Here is an 18,939-nt window from a genome sequence, read left to right on the forward strand (position 1 = left end):
ACAGGAGTGATGAGTCGTCACTCACCCGCTTTAACAAATGAGCTTAATTCTGTCTGTGGATGATCCGCCGTCAGTGCCTCTATCGAGTCTTCAACCAACACCTTACCTAGCGCCACAAACACAAACTTATTCGCGATACTGCGTGCGTCACCTAAATGGTGAGTCACCATCAAGACCGTAATATTTCGCTCTGCCGCTAATCGCTTCACTAAGCTAAGCATCTCTTCACGCAGCAAAGGATCAAGCGCAGAGAAAGGTTCATCAAGCAGCCAAATATCATGAGGTTGGACAAAACAACGCGCTAACGCAACACGCTGGCGTTGACCGCCGGATAAGTGCTCAGGCAACCTATCCAAATACTCAGCGACGCCAACTTGCGCTGCGGCTTGCTCCACAGCTTGCTTTTGGGTTGCAGTAAGCTTTAAACCTGGATGCAGACCTAAACCAATATTTTCTCGCACCGTAAGGTGAGCAAACAGGTTGTGCTCTTGAAACAACATCGCCAACGGACGCTGATGTGCTTCTTTACCAATAAGCGACTGCCCAGCCACTGATATCTCACCCGATGTAGGCTCGATGAAACCAGCAACTAGCGCCAACAGTGTAGACTTACCCGCACCACTCGGCCCCATAAGCGCAACAATATCGCCCTGCTCAGCTTGAAAATCAAAGCTAAACAACTCTCTGTGATAGTGGTAATCCACATCTTTCATCACTAACATCATCGGTTCCTTAATTCTTTAGCATCGAGCTTAGATCTTCGAGTAAATAAGAATTCTATTAAGCTAAAACTGCCGACACTCAGTAACAGTAAGCTCACAGAAACTACCGCCGCCGCTTCCATTTGATAGCTGCCTAACAATTGGAATAGGTACAAAGGCAGAGTTCTAAAATCTTGGCTACCAAACAAAGCAATCGCGCTTAAGTCACCCATCGCCAACATAAAGCTAATCGAGAAGGCTTGCGCCATCGGCTTACGCAATGCTCGCCACTCCACTAACCTAAAACGCGTGAAACCTGTCATACCCAAGCTTGCACACACATACTGGTACTGCTGAGACAAATGCAGCATAGGTTGAGCTAGGGTTTTAATTACGTAAGGCAGCGCCATTAAGCTGTTGACGGCAATCACGATAAAGAAAGCTAAACTGAATACATCGGTGAATGAACGCAGTAATAAGAAGATACCCGTACTGATCACCAGCCCCGGAGTCACCAAGATAATAGTGCCAATCAGCTCGATTTTATCGGCTCGAAAATTCTTGTTCTGTAAACGCCATGCTCGGCTAGTCAGTAGTATGGCGATACCAATACCAACTGCGATAACACTTGCTAATGACGCGACTTTAACCGAGGTCATTAACGCCGCCCAAAACGGCTCGCTGCTGAGTACGGTTAATGCCTGCGAGTTAATTCCATTGACGATAACCATAGCTAATGGCGGCAATACCAGCATTGAGACTATGATGATCCAAAAGCTATCCCAAGCTTTTGACCACCAGCTGTCCTTAACCAAATATTTCTCTTCAGACAACTGACTGGCCGTCACTGAAATAGGCTTCGATAGGCGTTGAATGCTCACCGCTAGCACACCACACAGCAGCATTTGCCATATCGCGAGCAAGGCACCAGCTTGAAGGTCAAAGTCGAATTTAATCGCCTGATAAATAGCGAGCTCGATAGTGGTTGATTTAGGTCCACCGCCTAGCGCCATCACGGTAGCAAAGCTGGTAAAACACAACATGAAGACTAAGCCACACACATGTGGTAATTGCTGTCTTAAGCGAGGCCATTCAACCCATCTGAATTTGTTCCAATGACTCATACCCAAGTGAGCACAAAGCTTGTGTTGCTCGGCAGGCACGGTATCTAACGCTTGCAGAAGTAAGCGACTGGCATAAGGCAAGTTGAAGAAAACGTGCGCCAGCAAAATACCATTCAATCCGTATATGGAAAATGGCAATTCAATATCGAAGTTCGCCAAAAACTTAGCTAACCAACCACTATTGCCATAGATCGCAAGTAAGCCAAATACACCCACTAACACTGGCAGGACTAAGGTCGACGCGAACAGCCTTAACAACAAAGCGCGTCCAAAAAATTGTCTACGACACAGCGCATGAGCAATAGGTATAGCAAAGCCAACACTCAGCACCGTTGAGAGTGTCGCCTGATAAAAACTGAATTTCGTTACATGCCAATAGTAGGGATCGGACCATACTTGGCTGATATCAAGAGAAGGGGCATTGCTAAGCAATGCCCCAACTGCTGAAACCACGAAGGCGGTAATGAGTATCGCTACCCAAATCCCAACCTTAGGTGTTTTCTTTATCATAGATTGATTTTTTACCGTAAATGGTTCGCTCAGTTAACATCGAACAAACCTTTAAATACAGAAAGTTAGAAAGCTAATTTTTTAAAAGCAAATTAAAAAGTAAGTGCACTCTGCCATTCACGAATCCATGGCTTACGCTTAGCTGCAATTTCTTCGGGCGTAAAGCTTAGCGCTTTCTGAGGAACCGTAAGTTGCTCGAACCCTTTTGGAAGCTCAATATCGGTCACTGGGTACATCCAGTTGCCTGTTGGCATCGCCGATTGGAATTCTTCACTTAGGATAAACGCCATAAACTCATCAGCAAGCTTTTCGTTCTTGCTGCCTTTAACCTTAGCGGCCACTTCCACTTGAGTGTAATGCCCTTCTTCGAAGCTTGCTGCTGCATACTTAGAATCGCTTTCAGCAATAATGTGGTAAGCCGGAGACGTTGTATAAGACAACACTAAATCCGACTCGCCTTCTAGGAACATAGAGTAAGCTTCAGACCAGCCTTTGGTTACAGTCACTGTTTTCTGAGCAAGCTTCTTCCATGCTGCTGTCGCTTCATCACCGTATACTGATTTCATCCAAAGCATCATGCCTTGGCCTGGTGTTGATGTACGTGGATCTTGGTAGATGACCTTAAGATCATCACGCTGCTCAACCAGTTCTTTCAAGCTCTTCGGCGGGTTTTCCAGTTTCTCTTTATTGTAAACAAAAGCAAAGTAGCCAAAGTCATAGGGTACAAAAGTGCTGTCGTTCCAACCATTAGGAAGCGTTACCGATGACGTATCAACATTATGCTCAGCCAATAAGCCCGTCGCTTTCGCTTCAGCCATCAGGTTGTTGTCGAGACCTAGCAAGATATCGGCTTTGCTGTTGCCGCCCTCAAGACGTAAACGGTTCAGAATAGACACGCCATCTTCTAGAGCGACAAAATTCACATCACAACCACACTTCTCTTCGAATGCTTTTTCAACGGCAGGACGAGGGCCCCAATCCGCAGCAAAAGAGTCATAGGTGTATACAGTCAAAGTGTTGTCTGCAGCAAAGGCAGAAAAAGAAATAGCTGTAGTAACAGCAAGGGTAGTTAATGTGAATTTCACTGGACGCTCTCCATGGTCTGAGCGGCACAGGTTTGAGGGAGGAGAACGGTAGAGGTTGTTCCTAACTCAATTCCTACGCCAGCATTATCTGGTTCAGGTTTACGGGTCCCAAGCACCTGCTTGATCTCAGCTCGCATTCATTATTTGAATGGTTCGCTCCCCGATGAGTGTTCAGAATTGTAATTTGATTTTTAACAATAAGCTATCAAGTTTGGATCAATTACGTTGATCGTAACCCCAACGTGGCACTAAACCTTGTTCGATACCAAGGTGATCTAGAATACGCGCCACCATAAAGTCGACCAGATCTTCAATTGACTTGGGTTGATGATAAAAACCCGGAGCTGCAGGCATGATCGTTACGCCTATGGTCGAAAGTTTGTGCATGTTCTCGAGATGAAGCGTCGAAAATGGCGTCTCGCGAACCACCAACAACAATTGGCCTCGCTCTTTCATGACTACGTCTGCTGCTCGCTCAATCAGGTTATCTGATAGACCATGAGCAATCGAAGCCAAGCTTCCCGCTGAACATGGACAAACGACCATCTGTTTAGGTGCTGCTGAACCAGAGGCAACCGGCGAGAACCAATCATCTTTGCCACACACCACCAGCTTTTCAGGGTCGCAGCCAAGATGTTTAACCAAAGCTTGTTTCGCCGCATCTGGCCCAGCAGGTAACTTAAGTTCATGCTCGGTCGCCAATACCACTCGCGCTGCCGATGAAATCAGCAAGTAGACCTGATAATCGGCTGCCAAAAGGCATTCAAGTAAACGCAGGCCATAAGGCGCACCGGATGCGCCAGTGAAAGCAAGGGTTATCGCTTTATCGTGTTTTGTCATGTTCTCAATTACTTCAAATTATAAGGTCGTGGATGCCGTTAGCCTTTGAGTGCCAATCCATCCAACAGTTTTTGATGAATGCCACCAAAGCCACCATTACTCATTACCAAAATTTGGTCGCCAGCTTGTGCCTCTGAGACAATTTTAGCAACGAATGCATCCATGTCATCACTCACGTGTGCCGGTTGGTGACAAGCGTCTGCAACATCTTGAACTGACCAATCAATGTTATCCGGTTGGAATAAGTAGGTAGAATCCGCTTGTTTAAGCGAATCAGCCAAGGTTTCTTTATGCACACCACGTTTCATGGTGGCGGAACGAGGCTCTAAAACGGCAATGATTTTTTTCGAGTCGACCTTATTACGTAAGCCGCCGAGCGTAAGTTCAATCGCCGTTGGGTGATGAGCAAAATCATCATAAACAGACACACCTGCCACCTCGCCTTTAAACTCCAAACGGCGCTTAGTATTAATAAAGGTAGCTAGTGATTCACAAGCAAGGTCAGGTGTCACGCCCACATGACGTGCAGCTGCAATCGCCATCAAAGCATTATTTACGTTGTGGTCGCCCACTAAATCCCAATTTACGGTTCCAACACATTCATTTTGGAAGTAAACCTCAAATTGAGAGCCATCTTTGACCAGTTTCTTGGCATCCCAGTCGCCTTGCTCGCCACTCGATTCAGTTTCACTCCAGCAACCGCGAGCTAGAACATCTTCAATAGCGCTGTCTTGCTTAGGTGAGAAAATGCGACCATTGCTTGGCACAGTACGCACCAAATGATGAAATTGTCGCTTAATCGCTTCAAGATCGTCAAAGATGTCCGCATGATCGAACTCTAGGTTATTCATCACTAAGGTTCTTGGGTGGTAATGAACGAACTTAGATCGTTTATCGAAAAAAGCACTGTCGTATTCGTCGGCTTCTACCACGAAGAACATGCTTTCACCAAGGCGAGCAGAGATACCAAAGTTACCCAACACTCCGCCAACTAAGAAGCCCGGTGCATAGCCACAGTCTTCCAAGATCCAAGCCAACATGCTTGATGTCGTGGTCTTACCGTGCGTTCCCGATACCGCTAACACCCAACGGTTATGCAGTAAGAACTCTTGCAACCACTGAGGACCAGAGGTGTATCTAAGGTTGTTATCCAACACATACTCAACACACGGATTACCGCGGCTCATTGCGTTACCGATAACCACGAGATCTGGCCTTGGTTCTAATTGGCTAGGGTCGAACCCTTCAATAATTTCAATCCCTTGTGATTCCAACAAGGTGCTCATTGGTGGGTAAACATTCGCGTCACTACCCGTAACCTTGTGACCTAATTGACGAGCCAATACCGCAGCACCACCCATGAAGGTGCCACAAATTCCTAAGATATGAATATGCATAAATTGCTTCCAAACGCTTGGCTAAATAAACAATGCCTAATTAAAACGGCTTGCACTCATTATCATTAAATGGCGATTAAAAGCGAGCGGCAATGCAAAACAAATTGAGTCGACATAGTAAGTGAGATCTGTGTCGCTTAGTTCATTACCATTAAAAAGATCTAACCTTTAGAATTTAGGTAAGCGTCTAGATGAATAAAGCCCACTCAAGAGGCCGAATCTACAGTGCTCAAATCCCCCCTAATATTGAGAGAAGTTTAAGGAAATAACATGTCTGAGATGCGCACCCTTGGTGAGTTCATTGTTGAGAAACAGAGTGACTTCCCCCATGCAAGCGGTGATCTATCATCCCTTTTGTCGTCTATTCGACTTGCTGCAAAAATTGTTAACCGTGAGATCAACAAGGCTGGCCTAGTCGACATCACTGGCGCTGTTGGTACAGACAACGTTCAAGGTGAAGAGCAGCAGAAGCTAGACCTTTATGCGAACGACAAATTTAAAGCGGCTCTAGAAGCTCGTGACCAAGTTTGTGGTGTTGCAAGTGAAGAAGAAGACGAAGCGGTTGCCTTCAATAAAGAGCTCAACAAAAACGCAAAATACGTCGTGTTGATGGACCCACTTGATGGTTCATCAAATATCGATGTAAATGTATCGGTTGGTACGATTTTCTCTATCTACCGCCGTGTCTCTCCAATCGGAACACCACCGACTCAAGAAGACTTCCTGCAACCAGGTCACAAACAGGTAGCTGCCGGCTACGTAATTTACGGTTCTTCAACCATGCTGGTTTACACAACTGGTGCTGGCGTAAATGGTTTCACCTACGATCCATCTCTGGGTACTTTCTGTCTATCTCATGAAAACATGATGATTCCAGACGAAGGCAAGATCTACTCGATCAACGAAGGTAACTACATCCGCTTCCCAACCGGTGTTAAGAAGTACATCAAATACTGTCAGGAAAGCGAGCCAAGCGATAACCGCCCTTACACGTCACGTTACATTGGTTCTCTTGTGTCTGATTTCCACCGTAACTTGCTAAAAGGCGGCATCTACTTATACCCAAGTACAGAGAGCCACCCTCAAGGTAAATTGCGTTTGCTTTATGAATGCAACCCTATTGCTTTCCTTATGGAGCAAGCTGGCGGTATTGCATCAGACGGTGCACAGCGTATCATGGATATCAAACCAACTGAGCTGCACCAACGTGTGCCTTTCTTCGTTGGTTCAACAAAAATGGTACGTAAAGTAGAAGAGTTTCTTGAGCTGAACCCTGAGTAACCCTCTCATTTCATTCTCAAACTAACGCTATTAAAAAGCCAGCACCTCAGTGCTGGCTTTTTGTTGTCTCGTAAGGTGATTAACTAGTTAGGAATCATTGTTCCGCTGACACCAGTTACCCGAAAGTATTTCTTTATTAGCTGTTAGATCAAGCTGATACAAATATACCCATGCTAATCCAAATATAGTCTCTATTTGCTCGCGACGATACTCAACAGGAACATCTTCTAGCCGATCGAGCGACTCTAAAATTTCGTCGTTAATGATATAGACCTCACCAGCGACACTTTTCTTTCCCAAAATCATCGCCGGATAGGCACCTAAATCAAAAAGTGCGTATTCCTTAGGTGTATCAAACTGCCCTAATAAATCGCAGCCCTGCAAATAATGGTGATTGGACTGACCTTGCCTCAAGGTTCCATAGACAAAAACAAGATGCTGCATATGCCCTCCCATACGGCTCTACTCGAACTCAAATTGATAGAGAAGATCCACAGCACTGTCTAGGCCAGAAACAGCTTCAACATAGAGATCCTGCATCAATCTATAACGAACGGTAAACTCACCTAACGAGTTAAAGATACCCACACCATACTTCACCTGTAAGCCAGGCAGGATGTAACCACTTACCGTCACTTGAGAGTCATCGCCAGAGCCTGCAGTATCCAATTGCAAGTCCTTTACACCAAAGGCTTCACCGATTTCACCAACAACCTTACCACTCTTCGCTAAACTCAAACCGATTAAAGTCGTTGTCATCGAACCGCTCGACTCACCGTCGATATCTTGGCCACGCAAAATATAAGACAGTGCGTTCGCTTGTGGCATCGCTGGGTCAGAATAAATCTCGATGGTAGGCTCTGTCGCAGGGCCAGTCACTCGAATACCAGCGGTCACGTCATCCTGAGTATTATCAGGATTACGAATCGCGTTGATGGCTACGTATGGCTGATCCGGTGGTCCATTCATTAGGATCTTACCCTCTTCGATCAAGAGGTCTTGCCCGAATGATTGGTAAGTACCATCGACGATGTTCACTTCACCTGTAATAAATGGACCTTGGTCTTTTTGAGCCACGTTGAGCTTACCGACCAAATCACCTTCAAGACCGAAGGCAGACAGTTTAAAGTCATCACCAATGGAGATATTAATATTCGTCATCACATTGAATGGAATCGTATCTTCGTTTTCTGGCTCTAGATCTTTATTCAAAATAACCTGATCAGAAGAGACGCCAACCGCTGACGGTGGTAAATCTTCAACAACAATTCGTCCCCATGGTAATGCAATATCACCGGTGATTTTCGCCAGATCTGGTGTGACATCAATAGTCATATCAGGTACGACCTTCACCTTAACCATCGGTGGGATATCAACCATCAACTCATCAGCGAAAACTCTAACGTTCGAATGCCATGCTTTAAGATCTTGCCAATCTCCGGTTCCCTCAATATCAAGGTGACCATCAGGTGTTTCGACATTCGCATCCAGTTTTGCACTATAACCATCAAAGTCGAGGTCGATGCGGCCATCTTTCACATCAACAGGCGTAACATCGCCTTTGACTTGAATACCATCAACAGAGAATTGACCAAAGACTTGAGGGTGCATCAGAGAGCCTTTAACTTGAAGATCACTCTCAAGGTCGGCTTTCAATAAGCTGTATTCACCTAGAATTGGTTGTAAGAAATCAAGATGGAACGTGGTCAGCTTAATTGCCGCATCGACCATTTTGTCTTCGGCAAGAATATCCGGTAACGACACCGTGCCAGACAGGTCACCATTGTCGGAAACATCCAACTTAAAATCGGCATCCAGTTTGTTGTCTTTCAGTTGGGCATTCAATGCAACGCTTTCCCAACCCAGTGTGATTGGCTCACCCACTTGTTGAACAACCTGACCTTTCGGCATATCAACGCTTACCGTGACTTCAGGCTCATCTTGTTCAGACCACTTTGCATGAGCAGTCGCATTGACTAAGCCCTGTAATTGCGTCTCTTTAGGCACAAAGGCTTTAATCTGCTCGAAATCGAATTGATTGATGGCTACCTTGGCCTCACCCGATTTTCCGACACGAACGTCTTCATCCAAACACACGCTCGAACCCGATTGTTTCCAACAGTGCGCTTGAACATCGGCAAACTGTTTATCAACATCCGCATTTATCGCGACAGGTTGATCTAACACCCAAGGACCTTGCTGAGTGGTGATTTTGACTCTGTCTAACGATCCATACCAAATAAGAGAAGGCTTTTGAATCAACTCTCCGGAAATAGCTAAGCTTGTAGACATGATGTCGGATATCACATCAAGTGTCACTGTGTGTTTCTTCTCACCACCACTCACCGTGAGATCAATGCTTTTTACGCTCTGATCTTGATAGGTTAGGTTGTTAGCTTTTAATTCAAGATCAGCTTGAGCTTCAGGCAATGGCAGAGGAACCACAGAACCATTAAGCGACAAGGATTCTAGTGTTGCTTCGTTATTCCAATCTACCTTATCCACATTTAGAGCGAGATCGACTTCAGGCTTTTTCGTTGGACCACTGAGCTGGATGTTACCAATCACTTTACCTTTCAAATCAGGGACGCTTTTTACAAGCTCAGGGAAGTGAATCTCAACACCCATGTCCCATTTCTTATCAAGCTCACCCTGAGCCTTAATCGAGTTAACACCGTGAGCTAAGCTCAAACCACTGGTTTTCAGTTTTGGTTCACCGCTCGCGCTGCGATCCGACGCTGACAACTGACCTTCGATATCCAGAGGGTATTCTCGCAAGATCCCTTCAATATCCAATTTAGGCAGTTCAATCGCCCAGCCGCCCGCTTCAGTCAACTCACCTGAGGTGACGATGTTTCCACTAATGTTGCCCTCAGCTTCTGGCCACTGCAGACCCGGTTGAATATCTTTGAGTGTCACGTCAGCTTGCCAGTTAACGAGACTCTTCCAGTTCGCTTTAACGACACCGTTAAGCTCACCGCCTAGCGTGTTGAGCTTTAGACGCTCGAGAACAATTTGTTCCGTCGTGCCTTTACCCTGTAGATCGATGGCTAATTCAGGGATTTCCTTACCATCGGCTTCACCTTTAAGAAGAACATTAAAACCATCTAGTGAGCCATCAGCTTTAAATTGCTCAATTGTCGCTTGGTAATCGCTTTTTCCGGTAAGGGGCCACTGTGCTTGTCCGCCCTCTAAAAGAAGGTCAAATGGCAGAGTCGGTTCTAAGGGTTGAATATCCCCAGACAACTTTGCCTCAATCAGCTCAGAAAATTGGGAGTCTAGGTTTAGCTTAGCCACGCTGCCTTGTGCTTTCAGAGACAACTTCTGCCCAACAAGGTCGGTTTCTTTCACCAACGCATCCAAAGAAAGTTCTAGCGGGTAACCGCCCTTGAGCTCAACCTTCGTGGTTAGATTGGCGCTTGCTTGTGGCATATCGAGTTCGAGAGTTGAAACATCAACCGTGTGTTTGCCCGCGCGAGCTTCTAGCCCAAGGTGGTTAACAACGATTGGTGTTTCTTGTTCTAAGGTGAAATGGTTGAGGTCAAAACGCTCCAACACAACCTGCAGAGGAATCCAGACTTCCGGCAATTCGATAGCCGTTTTAACGGCAGCTTTTGGCTCAACCTTTTCTGCTTGCGGTTCTTCTGTCGACTCAGCGAGTTTAACCTTAAGATCATTGAATAAGGTTGGCGATACAGTTAGCTTTTCGCCCTGCATACTCAAAGCCGTAGAGAACAAGCTCCATTCAATTTCATGCCCTAAGATATTCAACTTGATATCAGACAAAGCGATACGGTTGATTACGATTGGCAACGGTGTTTTTACCGATGTTACGGGCGGAGTAGGTTCTGTTTCTTCTGTAGAGGCCGGAGGCAGTTCAGTAAATGCGAAGTCCAATCCTTGAATCGCTAAACGATCGACACACAACTTAGGGTCGAGCAGACAGCGAGGATTAATCGCCAAGTTCAGCTTTTGAACTTTGGTGTCTATATGCAGGCTGTCATCTTTAAACTGAACATTATTAAGCGTAAAGCTCGGGAACAGAGCCCCTTTAGTGCTTTCCACTTTAAGCTGTGGCAACGCTTTTTCAGCGCCCCACAACACAGTGTTCAACCCTGGATTGGTGAACAAAACAAAACCTAGCAAGGCTATCAACAACAGCAAAATAGACGTCAATGAGATCGACGTCCACTTGATGCACTTGCCCATCACTTTGATCATAATTCTGGCCCTAAACTAAAGTGTAACTGGAACTCATCACCTTTTGCTGCATCTAGACCCCAAGCAAAATCTAAGCTCACAGGGCCGACGGGCGACGCCCAACGAACCCCGACGCCGGTACCATGTTTCCATTCAGGTTTATCATTGAAGGCATCACCAATGTCGTAGAATGCTGCGCCCCACCAGTTTCCAACCAAGCGGTATTGGTATTCAAACGAGCTGGTTGCAATGAATTTGGCACCCGTTAGTGCGCCACTTTCATCTCGAGGAGAGATCGATTCATAACCATAACCACGAATGCTATTGTCACCACCAGCAAAGAATCTTAGGGAGGGAGATAGCTTATCAAACTCGTCGGCAAAGTTGCCGCCAAATTGAAGTCGAGTTAAGCCTCGGTGATTGTCGCCAATGCTTCGAATCCAAGCGGTTTGACCTTGAAAACGAACAACCTTAGTTTCAGATAACAAGGTATCATCACCCGCTTCAACCATAATGGTTTGTTTATCGCCCCACATCGGCATCGAACCGCCTCGCGTTCGAGTGCGTGAGAAAGAGATACCCGGCAGCACAAATTGCGCTAAATCATCCTGCAAACCTTGCTCATAGTTTTCGACCAAGTATCGAATGAAGACCGTGCGTTGCCAACCGTTATCCAGTCGCCAATATCTTTCTAGCGCTAAGTTTGACTCCAAACTCTTGGTATCACGATTATCCAAGTTTTTCATACCGTACTTAACTTGATAGTAGTCGTTCAGCACGTCATCCAGAGGGATTTTATAGGTAGCGGTAATCGTCTGTTCAGGTTTAGAAATCGACAGGCTGCTATTGAAGCTATGGCCTTGTTCATTAACCCAAGGTTTTTTCCACTTCAGAGTGCCTTTTACGCCAAGGTCGGTGGATACACCGATACCCGTTTCGATTTGGTTACGAGCTTGCGGAGCAAGGCTAACCTTCATCGGGATCTCTCGGCCTTCGCCTAACTGGCTTAAATCTGGTTCAACAAATACCGAGGAGAACCAATCCGTATTGGACAGGTTTTGGTTGTACTCACCGACTTTGGTGATTGAGTAAGGTTCGCCATCCTCAAATGGTTTAAGTGACTGCACCTTATCTTCTTCTATCTGGCTACCAGTAACCTGAGTAGTACCAAAGTGATAGCGGATACCACTGTTATAATGAAGACGAACATAAGCGCGGTTCAATTCAGGAGCGACTTCTAGCTTACTAAGATCATAAGCACCATCGAAGTAGCCTTTCGCTAAGCCAAGGTTGCGGATCGACGATTTCAAAGAGTCATAATTACCATGATTCAGAGTCGAACCTTTAGACAAGCTACTCTTCGCTATCAAGGCTAAAAAGTCTGGGTCATCCTTGGCTTCACCAGTTAGAACGATATCTGAAGTATAAATAACAACAGGCTCTCCCGGCTCAACCGTAACGGTCATTTCGGTATCATCTTCGGAGTGAGTAAATGTGATTTTAGGGTGGTAGTAGCCTAACGCATTCAGGGCTTCTTTAATCATAGATTCCAAGCGGGATTGGAATCTTAGTGAAACCGAATACTCTTCTTCAGGGATCGCACTCAGATAAGCATCAACATTATCCTCAAGCGCTCCATCTAGCCCTTTGATTTCAAGGGAAACGTCAGCGAAAGCGAGCGTCGATGACAATAGAGTGCCAATCAGAACTGGTAAAGTTTTTCTTATCATGTTTAATTGGTGAAGAAGTTATCAATACGTTAATAAGTGAAAAGAAATAATACCGCTAAATAGGCATTGAGTCTGTAATAAATCCTGGAATAACACGGTCTAATTTAAAGACTTATTCAATATTGACCAACAGTTAATATGAACCCACGTTAAATAAAAGCCAGCGCGGTAAACGTATGCGAAAAGGAATATAACATGCTAAACAAACAACAACTGGTTTCTGCAGCAACCGCACTACCGGGAAATGCTGACCCAATTCGAATCACTGAGCGCCATTTCGTCAATCAAACCGACCTGCTCGATGCACCCACGGGCTCTCAACAAGAAGTCCTGTTTGGTATGGGGTGCTTCTGGGGAGCTGAGCGTTTGTTTTGGCAATTGGATGGCGTTATTTCAACATCCGTTGGTTACGCTGGCGGATACACAGTTAATCCCACTTATGAACAAGTATGTACTGGGCAAACCGGCCATACCGAGGTCGTTCGTGTCATATTTGATAGTGAACAAACCTCTCTAGCTCGAATACTTGAAACCTTTTGGGAGCGTCATGACCCAACTCAAGGGATGCGCCAAGGCAACGATTTAGGGACTCAGTACCGTTCTGCGATTTACACCTTCAGTGAAGAACAACAATCTATCGCTGAGCACTCTAAACGTGAATATCAACGAGCAATGACTGAATCTTTAGGCAACGAGATCACGACGGAAGTTCTGCCTGCTGGAAAATATTTTTTCGCAGAAACCTACCACCAACAATACCTAGCTAAAAATCCGAATGGGTATTGCGGGTTGGGCGGTACGGGTGTCTGCTTCCCTCCGCAATAATGTGCGTTAGGCATACAAGCTAGAACAACATCCATTAAAAAAAGGGCTTCCATCAGGAAGCCCTTTTCATTGTTAATCTATTCGGTGCAAGACAAATCGATAAAGCTCAGTTACACCGGCAACGCTGCAATGGTGCCGTTAACTTCTTTAAAAATAGTGAGCTTTTGTTTGTCTGAAACTTCAGGAAGTAGCACCTTGCCTTGGTCGAAGCGAAACTCTCCAACACCTTCAATAGCAAATTGGCCTTTGAACAGGACTTTAACGAAACGCGCCACCTGACGTGGACGGTAAGTAGAAAATTTTCTTAACATAATACAACCTCAATTCCATTTGAGTACTACAGTCACATACCTGAACAGCGTCGCTGTTCAAAGCACATTTAATCGCTAATTCCTTTAGCAAACAGCAAGATAATCTATTGTTCATCTTGATATTGATGCATTATACCTTTTGGTAACAAGCCTGCAACTTCTTTCTACGTCGTACGATAAAAAAGTTAAAGAGGCATTTTTCAAATTTCATATTATACTTCCTGTGCAAACCAATAAGCGGAACAAAAATATAATGAAAAACAAAACTCTACTGGCTTTTCTAGCCGCAGCCTCTCCACTCTTCGCCAATGCTCACAACCTATCAGTAGGCGCTACCCTGCCTGCCGTCGATGTGAGTAACTATGGTGAGATTGTTCTAAACGACGGAAATACTGGATATCAAGCTTGGGCAACCAATGATCTTCTAGGTAAAGTTCGCGTCGTTCAAGCTATCGCTGGCCGCAGCAGCTCTAAAGAGCTCAACGCACCACTGATGGCAGCCATTACCGCATCGAAATTCTCAGAAGACAACTACCAAACCACCACTATCATCAACCAAGATGATGCGATTTGGGGTACTGGGTCTTTTGTTAAGTCCTCTGCCGAAAGCAGCAAAGAAGAATTTCCATGGTCTTCTATGGTCCTAGATGAAGACGGCGCCGTTGCGTCAACATGGGCTCTAAAAGAAGAAAGCTCAGCGATTATCGTTCAAGACAAGCAAGGTAAAATCTTGTTTGTAAAAGAAGGTGCATTAAACGAATCAGAAGTCACTCAAGTCATTGAGTTGATTAAAGCGAGCCTTTAATAAGATATTCGCGTCTTTTTCGAGACCTAACCAAAGGATATTGTTATATTATAACAGTATCCTTTTTTTAATTCTGTGGTTAATCATCCTGATGTGGCAAAACACACCCAACAATGTGAAACGCAAAACAGGCTTCTTGCTTGGGCTTATGCTCATGTTAAGCGTGTTAGCCGCAACACACATTGTGGATATCGCACCAGAGCACCACACTTCACACCATTGTGAGCTGTTTTCGCTTAATCAGTTCATCACAGCGCACTCACTACCACAGATTCCAGAGTTCCATTCGGAATTTACTGTCGCTATTACAGAGTCAGTAACTTCACTACAGCGGCTATATTTCGCTTATTTGGCACGCTCACCTCCTGTAAATATCGCTTAATTACCACTACTTTTTAATCAACCTTTATTCAGGAAAAAACATGAAACCTACTTTTTTAGCCGTTGTTATCGGCATGACTGTCTCTACAAATGCTCTAGCTAACGAAGAATTCCGCTCTCATGATGCACACGTACATGGCCAAGTTGAAGTAAACATCGCGCAAGATGGGCAAGAATTGCTTGTTGAAGTAACAGCTCCAGGCGCAGATGTGGTTGGGTTTGAACATGCTCCAAAAACTGCAGAACAGAAGAAAGTGTTTGAACAGGCTATCGCACAATTAAACAAGCCAGAAGAGCTGTTTAGTTTTAACAATGCGAGTTGTACTCTGAAGTTCAAGTCAGTAGCAAACACCTTAGAAGGCGGTCATGACGACCATGAAGGCCATGACCATGCGGAACACGGTCATGGCGACCACAAAGACCATGATCACGCTGAACACGATCATGACGACCACAAAGACCATGACCACGCTGAACACGCTGAACACGATCATGATGACCACAAAGACCATGACCACGCTGAGCACGATCATGATGACCACGAAGGTCACGACCACCACGATCATGAAGGCCACGATCACTCAGAAGGTGGCCACGGTGAGTTCACTGTTGAGTACCACTATGAATGTTCAGATGTTGCTAAGCTAGACACAGTTAGCACTCAGTGGTTCTCTAAGTTCAGCAACACTGAAAAAATGACGGTGAACCTACTAACAGACACAGCTCAAGTACAAGAAGTGCTTAACGCAGAGCGTATTAGTTTCCGATTCTAATCACTCCTAGATCGGATTAAACGTAAAATAAACAGCCAGGTAAGTCATCGCTTACTTGGCTGTTCAAATCGGTGTGTTCCTGGGAATTTATGTTTCAAATTACTGTCCAGTAGATACACCGCTTTAATTATTGGAGCTAGCATGTCTTCTGACAGTTCATCACTTGTGGTCAAACTCGAAAATATCAGCTTTCGTTGGAAGCCTGAATTACCACCAACGCTAGAGATCCCCTCTCTTCACATCCAAGCCCAAGAACACCTTTTTATTAAAGGGCCAAGTGGTTGTGGAAAATCAACTTTGTTAGGGCTACTGACCGGAATCAACCAAGCTGAGCAAGGAGAAGTCTCTATCCTTGATCAAGACCTCACTCAGCTTACACCTCGTCAAAGAGATAAATTCAGAGCCGATCATATTGGTTATATTTTCCAACAATTTAACCTGCTTCCTTATCTATCAGTTATCGATAACGTGACGCTTCCTTGCCAGTTTTCACAGATTCGTAAACAGCAAGTCGCTGAAAGCCAGAAAAGCTTACAAGAGACGGCTCGAGAGTTGTTACTCCGATTAAAGCTACCTCAAGCTTTAATGGACAAGCCCGTTACTGAGTTGAGCATCGGTCAACAACAACGTGTTGCTGCCGCTCGTGCTTTGATCGGCCAACCCAAAATCATTATTGCCGACGAGCCAACCTCGGCTTTGGATCATGACAACCGAGAAGCTTTTATCGAACTGTTGTTAGAACAAGCCAACCAGGCAGGTTCTACTCTTATCTTTGTTAGCCATGATCCAACACTAGAAAAATTATTTACTCGAACCATAGATTTAAAAACCGTTAACCAAGCTAAGGTTGTCGTATGAAAGTAATTACTCACTTAGCCTTAAAAAGCGTACTCAACCGTAAAGCCACGGCTATTCTCACCATTCTCACGGTGGCGGTATCTGTCATTCTCTTGCTCGGCGTAGAACGCGTTAGAACCGAAGCAAAAAGCAGCTTCGCCAATACGATTTCAGGTACTGACCTTATCGTTGGTGGCCGTTCTGGTCAGGTCAACCTGCTGCTTTACTCAGTATTCAGAATCGGTAATGCGACCAACAACATCGACTGGAAAAGCTATGAAGAATTTAGCCAGCACAACGCAGTAAAGTGGGCGATACCAATATCATTGGGCGATTCACACAAAGGCTTCCGTGTGATGGGTACAAATCATAGTTACTTTGAAAACTATCGCTATGGAAGTAAGCAATTACTTACTTTCCAACAAGGTAAAGAATTTGAACAGCTATTTGATGTAGTGATTGGTGCCGATGTTGCGAAGAAGCTCGATTACAAAATCGGTGATCAAATCATTCTTGCGCACGGTATCAGTGATGTTGCGTTTAGCCGTCACGATAATCTGCCCTTCAAAATTGTGGGAATACTCGCGCCAACCGGGACACCAGTAGATAAAACCGTACACGTTTCGTTAGAGGCTATTGAAGCGATTCATGTTGGCTGGGAGTCAGGTGCTAACCTAGGACATACGCCGGATGCCGAAACCTTAAAGACTTTTGATTTCCAACCGAAGCAGATTACCGCGATGATGCTCGGGCTGAATTCGAAGATTCAAACCTTCGCACTGCAACGAGAAATCAATAACTACCGCCAAGAACCTTTAAGCGCCATTATGCCGGGCATTGCGCTTCACGAATTGTGGGGAATGATGGCTGTAGCAGAACAAGCACTACTGATTGTTTCAGGGTTTGTTGTCGTCGCCGGTTTATTGGGCATGCTCAGTAGCCTACTCACTAGCTTGCAAGAAAGGCGCCGAGAGATGGCCATCCTACGTGCGATGGGCGCAAGACCTCGTCATGTGTTTGGTTTACTGATCAGTGAAGCCAGTGCGCTAACCTTCCTTGGCATTACATTAGGTGTTGCAGTATTGTTTGCGCTGATCGCAGTGGTTGCTCCTATTGTGCAACAAAGTTATGGTATCAACATATCGATATCCGCAATCACACCGCATGAGTGGAAACTGCTTATGCTGGTACAAGTTGCTGGAATCATTATCGGCTTTATTCCCGCTTTCAGGGCTTACCGCCAGTCATTGTCTGATGGCATGACGATTCGAATCTAAAATAGGAACCTACGATGCAACGCAAATTCCTACTGATACTTGGGCTACTTCTGTTCCCATTTATCAGTACAGCTCACGCTGAAACCACTCAGAATGACGAATCGGTATTAACACTTGAATGGATTGATTTGATTCCAGAATCAGAACGTGCTCAGCTAGATTCATTTGGTATGCCGATGGTTGACCACAATAGTATGGACAAACCTCAACAATCGACACTTGGTGCTGTTCGCCCAGAGCTGAATGGCAGCACAGTGAAGATTCCTGGCTTTGTGATTCCATTGGAAGGTGATGAGAATATGATCACTGAGTTTCTGCTGGTACCGTACTTTGGCGCATGTATCCACGTGCCACCGCCGCCACCGAACCAAATCATCTACGTGAAGTTCCCGAAAGGTGCACCAATACAGCAGTTATGGGATGTGATCTATTTGGTCGGAACGCTGAAAACTGAGTCAATCAGCCATGACTTAGCGCAAACCGGTTATCTTATTGAAGGTACTGCGATTGAAGAGTATGACGACATGTAGTCATTAGAAGGGTGGCTCAAGGATGAGCTGCCGTCACTGAACGAGTGTGATCATTCAATAACAGTTTAATAACGATAATTTTCTTCTGAATTACGCGATGTAATTAGATAAGTAAGCTAGAACAGCGACATAAATCGCGAGTAATAACCCTATACTAAGCTGTTTCTTCAGCTTGTTATCATTGACTTGATTCATAACTCCTCCTTGAGAATTACAACAAATTTAACATTTTATTATCATTAACAAAAGTAAAATTTTGTTGAAACCTTCAACTATGCTCGCAAAATCTAGCCACCAATAAGATAAAGAGTTACATTTTAGACAGTTATACC

17 protein-coding genes and 1 riboswitch are annotated in these 18,939 nt (G+C 45.0%); of the genes, 8 read left to right on the forward strand and 9 right to left on the reverse strand.

Translation table 11 applies throughout. From position 1 onward, the window contains the following. Positions 1-17: 17 nt before the first annotated feature. The 5 genes from thiQ to mpl form a co-directional block, all read right to left on the reverse strand. Positions 18-722: a thiamine ABC transporter ATP-binding protein gene (gene thiQ / locus AB4329_RS03215; RefSeq protein ID WP_017071293.1), complete on the reverse strand. Its 705-nt coding sequence runs from the start codon at positions 720-722 to the stop codon at positions 18-20. Then, a complete protein-coding gene (thiP, locus tag AB4329_RS03220; protein ID WP_372137653.1) occupies positions 722-2,335 on the reverse strand; it encodes a thiamine/thiamine pyrophosphate ABC transporter permease ThiP in 1,614 nt (537 codons plus the stop codon). The genes thiQ and thiP overlap by 1 nt, the downstream gene beginning before the upstream one ends. 92 nt (positions 2,336-2,427) lie before the next feature. Continuing rightward, on the reverse strand, positions 2,428-3,420 hold the full coding sequence (gene thiB, locus AB4329_RS03225) for a thiamine ABC transporter substrate binding subunit (protein ID WP_372137654.1): 993 nt from the start codon (positions 3,418-3,420) through the stop codon (positions 2,428-2,430). Between the two features lie 53 nt (positions 3,421-3,473). Next, positions 3,474-3,593: riboswitch (TPP riboswitch) on the reverse strand. A gap of 43 nt (positions 3,594-3,636) precedes the next feature. Further along, positions 3,637-4,260 carry a flavin prenyltransferase UbiX gene (locus tag AB4329_RS03230; protein ID WP_372137655.1) on the reverse strand — a complete coding sequence of 208 codons (624 nt, stop codon included), beginning with the start codon at positions 4,258-4,260 and terminating at the stop codon, positions 3,637-3,639. Positions 4,261-4,298: 38 nt separating this feature from the next. Beyond that, entirely contained in the window at positions 4,299-5,657 is a 1,359-nt protein-coding gene (gene mpl, locus AB4329_RS03235) for a UDP-N-acetylmuramate:L-alanyl-gamma-D-glutamyl-meso-diaminopimelate ligase (RefSeq protein WP_372137656.1), read from the reverse strand. A 270-nt stretch (positions 5,658-5,927) separates the two neighbouring features. Between mpl and fbp the strand changes: the two genes are divergently transcribed. Beyond that, positions 5,928-6,938, forward strand: coding sequence for a class 1 fructose-bisphosphatase (gene fbp, locus AB4329_RS03240; RefSeq protein WP_008220458.1), 1,011 nt, complete (start codon positions 5,928-5,930; stop codon positions 6,936-6,938). 87 nt (positions 6,939-7,025) lie between these two features. Here fbp and AB4329_RS03245 read toward each other — a convergent pair whose 3' ends face one another. From AB4329_RS03245 to AB4329_RS03255, 3 genes are read right to left on the reverse strand one after another with little or no spacing between them, the layout of a single operon-like run. Further along, positions 7,026-7,382 (reverse strand): gamma-glutamylcyclotransferase, encoded by a 357-nt coding sequence (locus tag AB4329_RS03245; RefSeq protein WP_017069403.1) that lies wholly within the window; start codon positions 7,380-7,382, stop codon positions 7,026-7,028. Positions 7,383-7,400: 18 nt separating this feature from the next. After that, complete coding sequence (locus tag AB4329_RS03250; RefSeq protein WP_372137657.1) at positions 7,401-11,159, reverse strand: translocation/assembly module TamB domain-containing protein; 3,759 nt, start codon at positions 11,157-11,159, stop codon at positions 7,401-7,403. Further along, a complete protein-coding gene (locus AB4329_RS03255; protein WP_065584316.1) occupies positions 11,156-12,868 on the reverse strand; it encodes an autotransporter assembly complex family protein in 1,713 nt (570 codons plus the stop codon). Before AB4329_RS03255 ends, AB4329_RS03250 begins: the two co-directional genes overlap by 4 nt. 195 nt (positions 12,869-13,063) lie before the next feature. On the opposite strand from AB4329_RS03255, the gene msrA reads away from it, so the two are divergent. Beyond that, the gene (gene msrA / locus AB4329_RS03260; RefSeq protein ID WP_017058899.1) at positions 13,064-13,693 is read left to right on the forward strand and encodes a peptide-methionine (S)-S-oxide reductase MsrA; all 630 of its coding nucleotides are present in this window, start codon (positions 13,064-13,066) and stop codon (positions 13,691-13,693) included. Between the two features lie 110 nt (positions 13,694-13,803). On the opposite strand, the gene AB4329_RS03265 is transcribed toward msrA, so the two are convergent. Next, positions 13,804-14,004, reverse strand: a complete 201-nt coding sequence (locus tag AB4329_RS03265; RefSeq protein WP_017058898.1) for a DUF1107 family protein — start codon at positions 14,002-14,004, stop codon at positions 13,804-13,806. Positions 14,005-14,257: 253 nt separating this feature from the next. Between AB4329_RS03265 and AB4329_RS03270 the strand changes: the two genes are divergently transcribed. The 6 genes from AB4329_RS03270 to AB4329_RS03295 all read left to right on the forward strand — a co-directional run bounded on the left by AB4329_RS03270 (position 14,258) and on the right by AB4329_RS03295 (position 18,607). Then, complete coding sequence (locus AB4329_RS03270; protein WP_372137658.1) at positions 14,258-14,809, forward strand: YtfJ family protein; 552 nt, start codon at positions 14,258-14,260, stop codon at positions 14,807-14,809. Between the two features lie 91 nt (positions 14,810-14,900). Further along, a complete protein-coding gene (locus AB4329_RS03275; RefSeq protein WP_017063722.1) occupies positions 14,901-15,191 on the forward strand; it encodes a DUF2607 family protein in 291 nt (96 codons plus the stop codon). A gap of 40 nt (positions 15,192-15,231) precedes the next feature. After that, positions 15,232-15,963 carry a DUF2796 domain-containing protein gene (locus AB4329_RS03280; RefSeq protein ID WP_372137659.1) on the forward strand — a complete coding sequence of 244 codons (732 nt, stop codon included), beginning with the start codon at positions 15,232-15,234 and terminating at the stop codon, positions 15,961-15,963. A 141-nt stretch (positions 15,964-16,104) separates the two neighbouring features. Next, positions 16,105-16,821: an ABC transporter ATP-binding protein gene (locus tag AB4329_RS03285; protein WP_017058894.1), complete on the forward strand. Its 717-nt coding sequence runs from the start codon at positions 16,105-16,107 to the stop codon at positions 16,819-16,821. After that, positions 16,818-18,077, forward strand: a complete 1,260-nt coding sequence (locus AB4329_RS03290) for an ABC transporter permease (protein WP_171733238.1) — start codon at positions 16,818-16,820, stop codon at positions 18,075-18,077. Before AB4329_RS03285 ends, AB4329_RS03290 begins: the two co-directional genes overlap by 4 nt. 14 nt (positions 18,078-18,091) lie before the next feature. Then, positions 18,092-18,607 (forward strand): DUF3299 domain-containing protein, encoded by a 516-nt coding sequence (locus tag AB4329_RS03295; RefSeq protein ID WP_017058892.1) that lies wholly within the window; start codon positions 18,092-18,094, stop codon positions 18,605-18,607. The last annotated feature ends 332 nt before the right edge of the window (positions 18,608-18,939 follow it).

It is taken from the genome of Vibrio sp. 10N.261.54.A5, from assembly GCF_041471145.1.
GTDB lineage: Bacteria > Pseudomonadota > Gammaproteobacteria > Enterobacterales > Vibrionaceae > Vibrio > Vibrio crassostreae_C.